The sequence below is a fragment of the Wolbachia endosymbiont (group A) of Sphaerophoria taeniata genome, assembly GCF_947250735.1.
Lineage (GTDB): Bacteria > Pseudomonadota > Alphaproteobacteria > Rickettsiales > Anaplasmataceae > Wolbachia.
This window is the reverse complement of record NZ_OX366344.1, coordinates 442062-456226: the sequence shown is the minus strand read 5'-3', so window position 1 is coordinate 456226 and position 14165 is coordinate 442062. Positions and strand designations below refer to the sequence as shown.

Annotated in this window: 12 protein-coding genes; 7 read left to right on the top strand and 5 right to left on the bottom strand. The window is 36.0% G+C overall.

Annotation, left to right across the window (positions count from 1 at the left end; genetic code table 11):
* Positions 1–381 precede the first annotated feature (381 nt).
* Both OOK84_RS06780 and ychF read right to left on the bottom strand, forming a co-directional pair.
* Positions 382–576, bottom strand: a complete 195-nt coding sequence (locus tag OOK84_RS06780) for a hypothetical protein (RefSeq protein ID WP_410529701.1) — start codon at positions 574–576, stop codon at positions 382–384.
* Positions 569–1663, bottom strand: a complete 1095-nt coding sequence (gene ychF / locus OOK84_RS02260; RefSeq protein WP_264732240.1) for a redox-regulated ATPase YchF — start codon at positions 1661–1663, stop codon at positions 569–571. Before ychF ends, OOK84_RS06780 begins: the two co-directional genes overlap by 8 nt.
* A 118-nt stretch (positions 1664–1781) precedes the next feature.
* Between ychF and OOK84_RS02255 the strand changes: the two genes are divergently transcribed.
* Positions 1782–2735, top strand: coding sequence for an OTU domain-containing protein (locus tag OOK84_RS02255; RefSeq protein WP_264732238.1), 954 nt, complete (start codon positions 1782–1784; stop codon positions 2733–2735).
* An 82-nt stretch (positions 2736–2817) separates the two neighbouring features.
* Positions 2818–3990 (top strand): CCA tRNA nucleotidyltransferase, encoded by a 1173-nt coding sequence (locus OOK84_RS02250; RefSeq protein ID WP_264732236.1) that lies wholly within the window; start codon positions 2818–2820, stop codon positions 3988–3990.
* Here OOK84_RS02250 and OOK84_RS02245 read toward each other — a convergent pair.
* Both OOK84_RS02245 and OOK84_RS02240 read right to left on the bottom strand, forming a co-directional pair.
* Complete coding sequence (locus OOK84_RS02245; protein WP_264732234.1) at positions 3974–5497, bottom strand: coiled-coil domain-containing protein; 1524 nt, start codon at positions 5495–5497, stop codon at positions 3974–3976. The two genes, OOK84_RS02250 and OOK84_RS02245, sit on opposite strands and share 17 nt — an antisense overlap.
* Before the next feature lie 163 nt (positions 5498–5660).
* Entirely contained in the window at positions 5661–6194 is a 534-nt protein-coding gene (locus OOK84_RS02240) for an HK97 family phage prohead protease (RefSeq protein WP_264732233.1), read from the bottom strand.
* 627 nt (positions 6195–6821) lie between these two features.
* Here OOK84_RS02240 and OOK84_RS02235 point away from each other — a divergent pair.
* Positions 6822–7844 (top strand): IS110 family RNA-guided transposase, encoded by a 1023-nt coding sequence (locus tag OOK84_RS02235; protein WP_264731025.1) that lies wholly within the window; start codon positions 6822–6824, stop codon positions 7842–7844.
* Between the two features lie 480 nt (positions 7845–8324).
* Here OOK84_RS02235 and OOK84_RS02230 read toward each other — a convergent pair whose 3' ends face one another.
* Entirely contained in the window at positions 8325–8504 is a 180-nt protein-coding gene (locus OOK84_RS02230; RefSeq protein ID WP_264732231.1) for a hypothetical protein, read from the bottom strand.
* Between the two features lie 446 nt (positions 8505–8950).
* Between OOK84_RS02230 and OOK84_RS02225 the strand changes: the two genes are divergently transcribed.
* From OOK84_RS02225 to OOK84_RS02210, 4 genes are all read left to right on the top strand, one after another.
* Entirely contained in the window at positions 8951–10048 is a 1098-nt protein-coding gene (locus OOK84_RS02225) for a type I glyceraldehyde-3-phosphate dehydrogenase (protein WP_264732543.1), read from the top strand.
* A complete protein-coding gene (tatC, locus tag OOK84_RS02220) occupies positions 10045–10803 on the top strand; it encodes a twin-arginine translocase subunit TatC (RefSeq protein WP_264732230.1) in 759 nt (252 codons plus the stop codon). Before OOK84_RS02225 ends, tatC begins: the two co-directional genes overlap by 4 nt.
* Positions 10804–10953: 150 nt before the next feature.
* On the top strand, positions 10954–11571 hold the full coding sequence (locus tag OOK84_RS02215) for a hypothetical protein (RefSeq protein ID WP_264732228.1): 618 nt from the start codon (positions 10954–10956) through the stop codon (positions 11569–11571).
* A 794-nt stretch (positions 11572–12365) separates the two neighbouring features.
* A complete protein-coding gene (locus tag OOK84_RS02210; protein WP_264732227.1) occupies positions 12366–14069 on the top strand; it encodes a hypothetical protein in 1704 nt (567 codons plus the stop codon).
* The last annotated feature ends 96 nt before the right edge of the window (positions 14070–14165 follow it).

Here is a 14165-nt window from a genome sequence, read left to right as displayed (position 1 = left end):
TATCTGTTCAGGGGCATCGCAAATATTGAAGCAAAGTGGTCAGTGCTTACTGTACGAACATTGTGATTTGAGAGCAATCTCCGCTAGGGAGGATGTCATCCCAGTGCCCTGACTACTTGGATCCAGGAATTTTGATTAGAGATTAAGTTGGTGAGTATAAAAGTAGCTAACCTTATGTTAAAACACAATATTTTTGGTGAGGGGTTGTATTAAAAGCTGGATTCCAGTGTCGAGCACTGCCGTCATAAAGGAACCAGTGTCAGCTACTTGCATGACACCCTGACAACCGTCATCCCGCTACTTGTTAGCGGGATCTATGCTAAGAGATACCGCGAATGAATCGCGGTATGACGTAGGACTGCTGTCATTCCAGTCTGGAATCTAGTCTTTACTGGGGAGAAGAAACTCTCCTTCTACAGTGTATCCGTTTAGGGGAGGTATCTGTTCAGATGCATGGCTAATGTACAAATATTGAAACAAAAATTCCAGTGCTCCCTTTCTTGTCATCCCAGTGCCCAGACACTGGGATCCAGAAAACTTAACTTTAAATAAGTGGCTGCATAATAAACTACACATTAAACCTAAAGTGCATTATATCACCATCTTGCACGACGTAATCTCTGCCTTCAAAGCGAATTTTTCCTGCGTCTTTGCAAGCTGATTCACTTCCATACTTTATGTAGTCTGCAAAGCTTATAGTTTCTGCTTTTATGAAGCCTTTCTCAAAATCAGTGTGGATTACACCTGCTGCCTTATCAGCTGTTGATCCTATTTTTACTGGCCATGCCCGTGCTTCTTTGGGGCCCACAGTAAAGAAAGTTATCATACTCAGCACTTCATACATAATACGCGCTACTCCATCAAGGCCTGATTCTTGTAAGCCAAATTCTGATAAAAAACTCTGTTTTTCCTCTTCACTATCAAGATTTGCAATATCTGCTTCAAGTTTTGCTGAAATGCAATAAAATTTGCTTTTATTTTCCTCTGCCATTCTCTCTACCTTTTGAGATAATTCATTGCCAGTTATAACATTTGTATCTTCAACATTGCAAACGTACATAACGGGCTTTGTTGTCAGCAATTGAAGTGACTTCATTTCGGCTTCGTCCATGTTTTCCAAACTTCTTGCAGGTTTACCGAGTTTTAAAGTAGCTAATACCTCTTGCATTAATTCAAGTTGTCTCTTTAGCTCTTTATCACCTTGTTTTGCTTTCTTTTCCAATTGAGGAAGCCTTTTTTCTATGCTGTCAATATCAGCTAGGATTAATTCCATTTCCACCACTTCAGCATCTGATATTGGATCTATTTTACTGTGTACATGGCTGATATCGTCATCCGTAAAGCACCTGAGCAGATGCACGATGGCATCAACTTCTCTGATATGGCTTAAAAATTTATTGCCGAGTCCTTCACCTTTGCTTGCGCCCTTTACAAGACCTGCAATATCCACAACTTCTAATTGATTATAAATTATCTTCTCTGAACCGGCAATTGCTGCGATTTGTTTCAAACGCTGATCTTTTATCGAAATCTTGCCTATATTTCGCTCGATTGTGCAAAAAGGATAATTTGCAGCTTCGGCTGCACTTGACTCTGTAAGTGCATTAAATAAAGTTGATTTTCCTATGTTTGGTAACCCAACTATACCACAGTTAAAGCTCATATTTGCTATTTAAAGCCATAATTATTGCACAATTTAAGAATTTCTGCTATACTTAATTAGTTACTTATTGACAGTTTTGTTGGTATAGTAATATATAGCTTAAATTAAGGTAAAAATTATGCTTCAATCTAGGGAACAGAAGCTACTAAGTGATTTTCACGGTGTTGAAAGTCCGAAAAGGCTCAAGAGCTCCGGGCAAGAAATAGCTTCTTTAAATAGTAATCCTCACCCTGACAATTTTTATGTAGGGCAAGCAATTGGTAATGGAAGCTGCTTTTTTGATTCATTTAGACAAAGTTTAGAGCAGCAGAAAGAGATAAAGGTTACTGTTGAACAGCTACGGGTGGACTGCAAGGAATTTGCACAAAACAATCCGCCAGAATGGTTTGTACATTCTACTGCTAACAGTTACGATAATGATGGCCAGCGCCGTAATGAGACTGCAAGTGATTATACAGCAAATATCATGGACAACAATAGATGGGGTGATCCTGAAGTTGAAGGCAGAATACTTTGTGGAAAGTATGGTGTGAAATTGCATGTTGTAGAGAGTAACCCATTCCGTGTTGCTGACAATCAACAAGACCCGTTCTTGCATCAATTAATAGACAATTCAGGTTCAAAAAATGCAGGTGAATACAATAAAGTTAATTACGACGACAGTAGTGTTTTGCATGTAATAAACAAAGGCTATGCTCATTTCGAACCATTGCTTGATATAAACAAAAGTTTAGCAAAACAACTGCAAGAGGAAACCAAACTTAAACAAGAGCAAGAACAAAAAGATTTCCTATTAGCAAAAAAACTTCAGGTAGATGAGATCTTGGAATATTGTAACGTTTCAAAGGATATCTCTGAGAGAGCAGAGGTTGAAAAGAGATTTGATGAGTTATTGGCAGAAAATGCTAATGGAAAAATTTGTGATGTTGTAGAGCAGTGCGTTAGTGATATAAAGCAGCGCATAGAGCGCTATGAAGAGCAAAACCCTTCAAGTTTACTAAGTTCAAGATGTGGTACGGAATCGATGGCAGAACAACCATTTCATCAGCAGCAACCAATACTTGTAAAGTAAATCTTCATAGCCCTGTATATTTTTATATAGGGCTTTTGCAAGCATTTCATATAATATGAACTTGCAGTACATACTAACCTAAATGCAAGTTGACCATGAAACTAGTTTAATCATCGATGCCATAGAGAAATTTGGTGGTGAGGCTAGGCTTGTCGGCGGGTGTGTGAGAGACTCAATTTTGCAGCGTGATGTCCATGATATTGATCTCGCTACCAATTTGCTTCCTGATCAGGTGATGAAAGCGCTAAAGCTCCGTAATATAAAAACTATTCCAACTGGCTTAAAACATGGGACTATAACTGCGGTTCTAAATCAAAGATCTTTTGAGATCACAACACTAAGGCATGATGTGAAATGTGATGGCAGGCATGCGAAAGTAGAATTTACTAATAATTGGCAAGCTGATGCTTCAAGGCGTGACTTTACATTTAACGCTCTATATGCAGATAAGCATGGCCATATATATGATTACTTTGGTGGTATCGAGGATTTAAAGGCGCGAAGGTTAAACTTTATAGGCAACGCTGAAGATAGAATTAAAGAAGACTATCTACGTATTTTAAGAGCATTTCGTTTTCATGCAAAAATATGTGTCGGAGATTTGAGTGATGAAATACTAAGCGTATGCAAAAAGCATTCGCATATGATCCAAAACCTCTCTGGAGAGAGAATAAGAGATGAAATACTTAAATTGCTGGAGTGCAATGATCCTTTTCCAACACTTAAGAGCATCCAAGAATCTGATGTTTTGCAAAAGATTATCCCAAAAGAAGTAAAATGCGAAATTCTGTCTTCGTCACTTCTTTTCGGCACTGATGCACTAGTAAAATTAGCGTTACTCCTTAGGACCACCAAAAATGACAGGCTAAGTCTTGGAGAATATGTAAGCAAATTTTTACGTCTTTCAAACAAGCAAAAGAAAAAGCTGCTATTTTTACTATCCAACGATATCAAAACAGAACTTTCAGAAAAAGAGCAAAAAAAATACATATCTTTATTTGGTAGAGAATTATATTGTGATTTAGTAAAAATTTGTGGTGTTGAGTCTGGAGAAAATGTTGATAAATACATTTCGTTTGCTAATACATTCAATATTCCAAAATTTCCTTTATCTGGCGATGATTTAATAAGTATAGGTCACCAGCCAGGAAAAAGTTTAGGTAGGAGCTTGGAATTGCTAAAACAACATTGGGAAGACAGCTCCTACACTTTAACAAAAGAGGAGCTGGTGCTTTATGCTAAGAGCCTACTCTAACTGCTTTCCGACTGTTCAATGAATGTATGCTTGCAATATTAGTGTGACTCATCGAGGAATTAGGTGTGTATTCTTTTTTAGCTTTTTCTGTTAATTGGTATTCGTTTACTCCTCCTTGAGTTTGATTACACATTTTCTGATCTGGAGATAAAAATTTATCTCTTATGCTTGATGTCAGTTGTAACTCTTGAATCTTATCTGAAAAAAATCTCATTCTAGCTTCTACTAGCTCTTTCACAACAATTTCTTTAAGTAATTTTCCTAAGTCGTTATTATTATTATTTTTGCTATTAAAGCTGTGCAAGATAGAATCTCTAGTTGCAACTGCATCTTTTTCGTTAAAATTTAATTTTTTCATGCATTGCTTAACAGAAGTTAACAACTTGGCTTTTAACGTGTCATCTCGTAGTTCTTTACCTATATTTTTTTCAATGCAATGTTTGTTGACAACTTCTTTAACCTTGGCTTCTATGATCTCCCTTGCGGATTGTTTTAAATTACTTTCTAATAATTTAAGTAATTCTTTACTTTCAAATTTTCCACTATTTTTATTTGATAGAGATTTTATGGTTTCATCAAGCACGTTATGGCAAAAGTGCTTTTCTTTAAATTCAGGAAAACCTTTTTTTAACTCCTCGTTTTTCCTAGATAAAAAGTTATTGAGATTCTTATCCCCAAAAAGCTTATTGGGCAAGTTTCGTAATTTTGAAAGAGTTGATTCAGTAGTTGATTTTGCAGTAGATGCTGCGCTTACCAAACTCACTGTATCTGACGCTTTAGTTTTTGTTTGTCCTTGTGATTTTTGAGTTTCTTCATCAATATCTTCTAACCTTTTATCAACATCCTTTAACTTTTCTTCCAACTTTTGTTGTTCTTGATTATTTAACAGTTGTTGTTGCATTATTTTTAATTGTTCTTCCATGTTTTCTTTTTCTCCCTGTAGTTTCTTAATATCAGCTTTCAATTGATCTTCTACTTGCTGCTGCTCCTTTTGTAACTGCTTAATCAACTTCTCTTGTTCTGCAAGCTTTTCTTGTAACGCTTCATCTGATTCTTTCTTTAATTCTGCCTTTAGTCTTTCTATTTCTTCAGCTTTATTTCCTTCTAAGATCTGCTTTTCTTCTTCAGTAGCGTTTAGCTGACTGATTAAAATTTTTAATTTATCTTCTAAGTCAACTTTTTTTCCCTGTAGTTGTTGCTCTTGATTATTTAGTGGTAGTTGCTGCGCTAACAATTCCATCACGCTCAAAGAAGTTTTATTTAAGGTATCACCTATTCCAGCTAACTCCCATTCTTTACTTCCTTCTAAGATCTGCACTTGTTCTTGCAACCTAGCAACCTCATTTTCTGAGCTCTTTTTCTCTACTTCAGCAGTTCTTAATTGACTTCCCAAGCTCTCTAATTTGCGTTCTAACTCACGCTGACTTTCCTCATGCATTTTGCGTTCACCAAGCAAATACAGTAGACCAACTGTATTTTTTTTCCTTTCGTTTAACATTAATTTCATAATTAACCTTATTGTTAGTATTTAGCATAAAATTACCTTATTTTTTAACTTCGATTTACAGAAAATTTTAACAGTAGTAAAGTTATATATATTAGTATAAATGTTAAATAAATACTAACGCAGGTATCAAATTATGGTAAAGTCTTTGCCCGCCTAATACACTTTAAGCAGAAATGTACATGTCTGTAAGTACAGCATTTGCTTTTTCTATCGCTCTTGCTAACATTTCCTGTTCATTGTTCTGATCTTTCACATTGATTACCTGAGCAGCTAAGTTTGCAGGAAAAGTGACCAAACTGACTTCCCATAATTCCACTTGTTTTAACACTCTAGCTCCGCTTTTATGATCAACATCATACTCTATAGGTATATAGCCGATGGAAAGTCCATTGATTACTCCAGTTTTGAGCATTAAGTACGCTTCCTTTGCTTTTTGGATGCCCAAAAGTAAGTGTGCGGTTATATACAGGCCAACATCATTTTCGCAAATATCTATAATATTACCTATAGGTTCACCTGGATTGTGCTGCCAAAGGAGTTTTATTTTATTTCTGTTTAAATTTTCCTTAAATGCTCCGGGTAAGATCAGGTCATTTTGTTTATCAACTATATTAAAAACGCTAGCATAACCAGAAAATACAACGTTTTCTCCTATGCTTTTTATTGACAATGGTGAATAGAGAAATTTCTTATTCATAAAGCCTCCTGTAGTATTGGGAATTTTGTTTGCACAATGCACTGCAATGTCAAATCTATTATATGCAGTTCTCTAAAAAGGGGAAGCACTTTTCTTAGTTACTAAAAACGCTAACTGGAATCCAGATTGGACACTGGGTTATAAAAGTATAGCTTCTACATCATACCGCCGCGGTACCTCTAGATCCCGCTAACAAGCAGCGGGATAACGAGATGCCACCGCGAACCGTCATACCGCCGCGGTACCTCTAGATCCCGCTAACAAGCAGCGGGATGACGATTGTCAGGGTGTCATCCCAGTGCCTCTCTATAATGTCATCCCAGTAGCCCCTATAATGTCATCCCAGTGCGTGACACTGGGATCTCATTTTACTTTATGATGATGTCATGCAAGTAGCCTCCTTCTTGTATCTTGTCAAAAGCATCTAATGTTTTAAGCTTAAGCATTAGGTGGAGAAGGGAGGAACTCTGTGCTTCTTCTTAGATATAAAATCTGTAGAGGAGATAAGAATTCCCTTCTCAAAAGTATAGGCTGGACGGTATCGTAGAAAGACCTGAATGGTTCTAATTCTGTATTCACAAGACTAGCCTTACTTTTCATTTTTAATGGTAACGTATGGGGTTATATATGATCAACAACTTTTTGGGCATAGATATATCAAAAGATCGCTTTGATGTTTTTCTCTCATTTATAAGCAAAAAAGGAAAGCGTGAAATTAGAAAAAGAAGCTTTAAGAACGATGATCATGGGTTTCAAAGTCTACTGAATTTTCTACACAAACATAATGTAGAAAAAGTAAAAACCTGCATGGAATCTACTGGTTGTTATAGCGAAGCACTGGCTGAATTTCTACACAATGCTGGACATTTTGTAAGTGTTGTAAATCCTTATTGCATAAAATCTTATGCAAGGAGTAAGCTGATACGACAAAAGAATGATCAGACCGATGCAGAAGTTATTGCTGATTATTGCCAAAGACAGGAACCTTCTAGTTGGACACCACCTTCTCCTGAAATGAAAAAATTAAAACATCTTTATCGTTGCTCAGTTGCGTTAAAAGATGAGTTAACATTAGTAAATAACCACTTAGAAAAAAAAGAGAGACTGCCTAAAGAAGTTGCAAATGCTTGGGAAGACCTTGCAATGAATATAGCTCAAAAAATAGAAACAATAAAAAACTCCGTACGTGAACTATTAAATCAACACAAAGAATTGTTGGAAAATTTTCAACTTCTATTGACTATTCCAGGCATAGGAGAAGAATCAGCAATAGCTATTTTAGCTGAAGTTTCTGATATAGAGGTTTTTAGAGATGCCAGGCAATTGGCAGCATATACAGGAGTTATACCACGAAATATGACGTCAGGTTCCTCTGTATATGCCAAACCCAGATTAAGTAAATCCGGTTCACAAACATTACGTAAGGCACTTTTCTTTCCTGCCATAGTAGCTAAGAATCACAATCCTATCATTATGAGCTTTTGCCAAAGATTAAAGGAAAAGGGTAAGCATAATATGGCCATCGTTGGTGCTGCAATGCGTAAGCTACTCCATATCATTTTCGGTATTCTGACATCCAAAAGTGCTTTTGATCCTAACCATATCAAAAACTACAGGGCTAGGAGGTTGACTGAAGGTTTAGTACTTTAAAATCAAAAATGCTTCCTATCTATCTTATGTAAAGTGGTATCTTACACAAATTTATTGAATGTTGTTGGTTAGTGGATATGTTGATAAGTAAACTTCATCTGTTTTGTGCGTATAAAACTAATTTACTTATCAACATATCCACTAACTATAATCTGTGTACTGTTACACAATTGGAAGTATTTTTTGATTTTATGATGCAACTTGGGAAATTTTTATAATTTTTTTGTTGACTAACAAGACGGTATCTCCTGTCATCCCAGTGCCCAGACACTGGGATCCATTTTGCATGTAATTCCGCTATAGTATTATGTTTTAGTGTAAAGTTTGGTATTTATCCATTAAGTTCGTTTACGAGCAAAGTTCGCTAGATCCCAGTGTCACGCACTGGGATGACAAAAAAAGGAGCACTGGTTCACCTTATGACGGTGTCATCCTAATACCTTCCCCTGTCATCCAAGTAGCTAACACTGGGATCTCATTTTACTTTATGATGATGTTATGAAAGTAGCTGACACTGGGATCCAGAAGACTTAATTTTAACCAAATAATAAAGGCTAGATTCCAGACTGGAATGACATCATAGGGGCACTGGGATGACAGCAGTCCTACGTCATACCGCGATTCATTCGCGGTATCTCTTAACATAGATCCCGCTAACAAGCAGCGGGATGACACCTCTCTTGGGCTCTTTTAGCTACAAACATTAAGAAATTTACCAAACGAAAAAAAGGCAAAAGAAGCCCCGTGGTGCGAGTTTTGACTCTATATTACTGTAAGTGGCGCTGTAATAATGTGCTAACGCTTAAAATAAGCGCGATTTGGCTGAATGTAGAAAAAATAAAAAAGACATGCAGCCGCTATAATTTTATGTAATCCGCCAAAAAATACCCTAAGTTTTTTACTGAATTTTGTCATTGAGCCTGCAGGTCAAAAACAAGTTTTGAGTCAGAAATACCCCTAATACTACAATAAGGAGGCTGGCGGAGTTTGTAAAGCAATTTTTTAGCCCTGTCTCCTTGCTATAATGTTCATATCGATAGAAAAGCAAAAGAATAGAATGAAATATCAAGTGATATCCTCTATAATTAAATTTTTTGAATGAAGAGATGACGATTCGTGTAGGAATTAATGGTCTGGGTAGAATAGGCAGAGGCGTATTGCGTGCTATTTTCGAAATAGAAGAATATAGCAAACAAATAGAAGTTGTAGCTGTCAATGGATCGCTCAGTGCAAAGCAGCATGCACATTTGATTAAATATGATTCTGTTCATGGCAAATTCAGTGGTGATATTGACTTTAATGAGTCTCAAAATTGGCTATCTATAAATGGCAGAAAATTTTCTTTATATAGAGAACGGAGCCCTGAAAATATTCCTTGGAATGTTGATGTAATACTTGAATGTACTGGTGCATTTAACAAGCGTGAAGAAGCAATAAGGCACAATGCAGAGAAAGTGATTGTCTCTGCTCCAGTTACAGATGCTGATGTAACTATAGTTTATGGTGTGAATAATGATATGCTCAAAAAAGAGCATAAAGTAATATCAGCAGGTTCTTGCACTACAAATTGCCTTGCTCCGATTGTGAAAGTCCTACACTCTAATCTAGGTATAAAAAGTGGCTTTATGACTACTATACACGCCTATACGAATGATCAAAATGTTCTTGATGGCAATCATAGAGACTTATGCAGAGCAAGGGCTTGCGGATTATCTATGGTGCCAACTACAACCGGGGCAGCAAAAACAATCAGTTCTGTAATTCCTGAATTAAAGGGAAAGCTAGATGGCACTGCCGTCAGAGTTCCAGTTAGCAATGTTTCTATGGTTGATTTTAAATTTACGACTGATAAGAAAGCGACCGTTGAAGAAATCAATGAAATATTTAAGGATGCAGCTCTCTCCTCTACGTCATTCCAGCGCGTGACGCTGGAATCTAATTTCTGGATCCCAGTGTCAGCTACTCGGATGACATCAGAGGGTACTAGGATGACAGAGGGTTCTCCAATGTCAAATATACTTTCTATATGCACGGAACCTTTAGTTTCAATAGACTTTGTGCATAACCCTTATAGCGCAATTGTGGATTCAACTGGTACATATGTTACAGGCGACATCTGTAGAGTTGCAGCGTGGTATGACAATGAGTGGGCTTTTTCGCTGAGAATGTTAGACATAGCATTATTGAGCCATAGTAAAGTATGAATGGAAACCCAAACAAATATGCTTCATTTTGTGAGCACTTTGCGGAACTCAGAAAAAGAGTTATCTTTTGCTTTCTATTTTTTTGCGTTACTTTTGGTTTTTGTTACTACTTTAAGGAAAATATATACCGTTTTTTACTTGCACCTTTAATAGAAGCAACAAAAGATAGCGAAGGTTTTTCTTTAATTTACACAGACTTAACAGAGGCATTTTTTGTGTATCTTAGAGTCGCAATAATGAGCGCACTTTTGTTTTCTTTTCCTGTGTTTGCATGGCAATTCTATATGTTCTTAGCACCTGGGTTATATAAAAGTGAAAGGGCAGTGTTGTTGCCATACTTAATTGCAACCCCGGTTTTATTTGTAACGGGAGCTACTGTAGTCTATTACTATATATTTCCTTTAGCCTGGAAGTTTTTTATCAACTTCGAACACAGTGGTAAATCCTTCGATATACCGATAGAGTTTATGCCATCAGTTAGCGAATATTTAGAACTCGTTCTCCAATTTATGTTTGCATTTGGCACTGCATTTCAAATTCCAGTAATACTCACATTGATGGTGAGAGTAGGGTTACTCACTACACAAAGTTTGTCAAATAAACGCAGAATCGCGATAGTGGTAATTTTTATTATCGCTGCAATCTTAACTCCACCTGATGTATTAAGCCAAGTAGGGCTTGCAATACCAATGCTGATTCTATATGAATTGTCCATTTTGATATGTAGGTATATTGAGAAGAAGGCAAAGGATTGAATAAATATGTATTTGTAACGTTCTTTTTCGAGCACGAGCACCTTTTTCTTGCTTAAGCGTGTGTGATCATTACTAATAAGACTTTGTGTATTTGATTTTTTACATAAAATATGCAATAATTAAACTTAGTAGACTTATGGGAGTAATTGTATGTTTGGTTTAACAGAAGAACAAAGGAAATTATATGATCGGTTACAGAACGCAATAAAAGATCATGGTAACGTTGCTGAAATTCTACAAGGAGTTTCAAAAGATGATTTACTAGCAGTTCTTAGTGCTCGTGGTACAACCATAGAGTTCAAAAATGGTGAAAGATATACTAAAAACCTATTAAATGTTGAGATTATAAATATTGAATTCCCCAACGTTGTAAAATTTGATGGGACGCCGCCTGAAGAAGAGCAAATGCTTTTTGATGAACTTTGGGATTTTTTCGAGGGTTTTGCCAAGGGTTTTGCCAAGGGTTTTGCCAAAGGTTTTAATGATAAAATGAAAGAGAAACATGAGATAGAAACTAAACAAGTAACTAATAAAGCAATAGGAATTGGTATCATTTGTGGTGTTATAGCTGCATTGGTAGTCGGTGGTGGATGTGGTGTTGCCGGTGCTCAATTATCAATATTGGCTATAGCTGGTATAGCTGTAGCTGCTGCGCTGGCAGTTGGAATTGTTGCTGGTGGTATTACGTATGCAGTATTAAAACCTAGTGGTAGACTAGAAGAAGCTCACGCACAAGAACAAGAAGAAAAAGAAAAGGTACCTGCTTAGAAATTCGCCATATAGTTAAGTTAAAAACAGTAGAAGGAAGAAGCCTTCTTCCTTGTCTTTTACCGAAATACCAATTTTCTTATTTAAGCATATATTGAGGTTATTCACGGCATTGTGAATAACTTGGTTGATAACCCAGTGGAATACATAGTTTACGCGTTATGAGTACTTTGGAGATCTATAATAAGTATGATCTCCAAATACTAATATATAATACTTAAAGAGATACTTTAACACTTTCTCTTAAGTACTAATCTGGAGGTTCGACAAGTTGCTGTTTAAAAGGTTAGGAAGTAGTTTTATTAGCATTGAAAATTACATAATATAAATTATGGAAAATAAAATCACATAATATAAAAAGCAATGCTAAAAATAAAATCACATAATATAGCGAACTATAGCTAACCTAAGAAAGGTTTTCCTACTTCATACCGCCGCGGTATCTCTCAGCCGCTAACAAGTAGCGGGATGACGAGCTTATCGTCATCCCGCCGCGAACCGTCATACCGCGATTCATTCGCGGTATCTCGGCATAGATTCCGCTAACTAGTAGCGGGATGACGAATTTGTCGTTTTTCAAATTGTCGGTAAATCTAAGTCAGTTTAGCTATATAAAACATAGTATAAAAAGAGCTATTTCAGCAAAATTTTAAACAAATAAAGTTCATTAGCTTCACAATTGGCACCTTACGAGAAAAGTACATTTGATATACAGATTTAAAATACAAGTTAACGAATTATTATGATTTTTACCAAGATAATAATATAGTAAGGTTTGGTAGTGAGGTATCAAAATGGGAAAATACACTAACGCATGGTTTTATAAGAAAGATAATCACGATTGTGCAAACGATGGCACTTGTGGGCAAGCTATAACGGATTTTAGGATTGGTGATTCTGATATTTTCTTCTATGATAGTAATGGAACAGTGATTGCGCAGATACCTAAGCTGCCTAATGGAAACTCTATTACATACCGTAATAATTTATATAAAACTGCACAATCAAAAAACTTTAGTGAGAATACAAAATACGTAGGAGTACAAGATGTGCTGCCTAATCAATTTAATTTTGAATACGGAAAGTTGAATTGCGTAATACATTATGACAATGTATCGCAACAAGAGCAGGAGCAAATGAAGCTTGATATTCAAAATGCCTATGAGGCATATAAAGCAAAGTTTTGTATGGATAGTGATACTCAAGTGACTGTGCATACCTATGTTTTTAATAATAGAGATGATTATAGGGGATATGGCACTTTGGTTCCTGGGTTTTCACGGAGTCAATCTTCGCTCAATACTTCTGGTGGGATGACAAATGGAGAAAGCGTATTACTCTATAAAGATGTTTATACGGACAACGTTTTAGCTCATGAATTCGGTCATGTGTTTCAATTTAAGCTTTCCGAAGCAAAAGTAGAGGAGTTAGACCGTATAAATAATCAGCTGATGGCAAATGCAATTGGACTTGAAGTAGAAGAAAAAAATTATAAAGCTATTTGCAAGCAGATGGGTGTAGATGAATATAAAGACCATGGATCGATGTTTCAATTTAAATATAAAGATACAACTGGTAGTATATACCGCAAGGATCTTTCAGAAGAAGAGAAATTTCAAATTATACAACGTGTCAAGAATTCTGGACTAGATGAATATGAAGATCGTGGATCGATGTTTAAATTTAAATATAAAGATACAACTGGTAGTATATACCGCAAGGATCTTTCAGAAGAAGAGAAATTTCAAATTATACAACGTGTCAAGAATTCTGGACTAGATGAATATGAAGATCGTGGATCGATGTTTAAATTTAAATATAAAGATACAACTTATAGTATATACCGCAAGGACCTTTCAGAAGAAGAGAAATTTCAATTTATTCAAGATATAAAGAACTCTCATGAATCGCTCGTTAGTGAATGTGATGGATTGGGGAATGAGAATACAGCTTTATCGATTTACGTTGATGAAAATAAGGAGATAAGTCGAATGTATTTTCATAATCCAGACAAGAATATGTCCGAATGGTTAGATAAGACACTTATAAGCAGAAGTAAGTCTGAAGAAGATGTGGATGACACAGATCCAAAACCAGGAAAAGAGCCTGAACCAGAATCAGGAAAAGAACCCAAAGAGGATATAAGCAGAAGTAAACCTGAACAAGAGGTGGAAAAATCAAATGAAGTAGAGCAAAGTAATGTAGATGTAGAAGAGGAAAAAAGTAACCAGCAAGACACTCAGCAACCCAGTAACTTCTTATCCAGTATTATTTTTCCAGCAATTAAATCCGTTATTGATTCTATCTCATCATTCTTTTCATGGTTATTTGAGTCTAAAGAGGAAGAACAATCTGATAACAACCTTTCTTTGCTTAACTTATCAGAAGAACAATCCGATGATAATCTTTCTTTGCTTAAACCTGATGTTAATCACGATGCTGACGAAAATTACGTAGGCAATTACTCAGATTATCACCAACATGATGACCTAATATAGTGAAATAACGAACTTTTATCCCCTACCCTTCTAGTTGTATTTATAACTTTGCAGATATGGGAGGCGATAAAGGGTACTTAAATAACTGGATAAAAG

Coding starts and splice junctions, on each gene's coding strand:
- OOK84_RS02210 (WP_264732227.1), top strand. CDS start 12,366: ATGGGAAAATACACTAACGCATGGTTTTATAAGAAAGATAATCACGAT.
- ychF (WP_264732240.1), bottom strand. CDS start 1,663: ATGAGCTTTAACTGTGGTATAGTTGGGTTACCAAACATAGGAAAATCA.
- OOK84_RS02255 (WP_264732238.1), top strand. CDS start 1,782: ATGCTTCAATCTAGGGAACAGAAGCTACTAAGTGATTTTCACGGTGTT.
- OOK84_RS02225 (WP_264732543.1), top strand. CDS start 8,951: ATGACGATTCGTGTAGGAATTAATGGTCTGGGTAGAATAGGCAGAGGC.
- OOK84_RS02245 (WP_264732234.1), bottom strand. CDS start 5,497: ATGAAATTAATGTTAAACGAAAGGAAAAAAAATACAGTTGGTCTACTG.
- OOK84_RS02250 (WP_264732236.1), top strand. CDS start 2,818: ATGCAAGTTGACCATGAAACTAGTTTAATCATCGATGCCATAGAGAAA.
- OOK84_RS02240 (WP_264732233.1), bottom strand. CDS start 6,194: ATGAATAAGAAATTTCTCTATTCACCATTGTCAATAAAAAGCATAGGA.
- tatC (WP_264732230.1), top strand. CDS start 10,045: ATGAATGGAAACCCAAACAAATATGCTTCATTTTGTGAGCACTTTGCG.
- OOK84_RS06780 (WP_410529701.1), bottom strand. CDS start 576: ATGTGTAGTTTATTATGCAGCCACTTATTTAAAGTTAAGTTTTCTGGA.
- OOK84_RS02215 (WP_264732228.1), top strand. CDS start 10,954: ATGTTTGGTTTAACAGAAGAACAAAGGAAATTATATGATCGGTTACAG.
- OOK84_RS02235 (WP_264731025.1), top strand. CDS start 6,822: ATGATCAACAACTTTTTGGGCATAGATATATCAAAAGATCGCTTTGAT.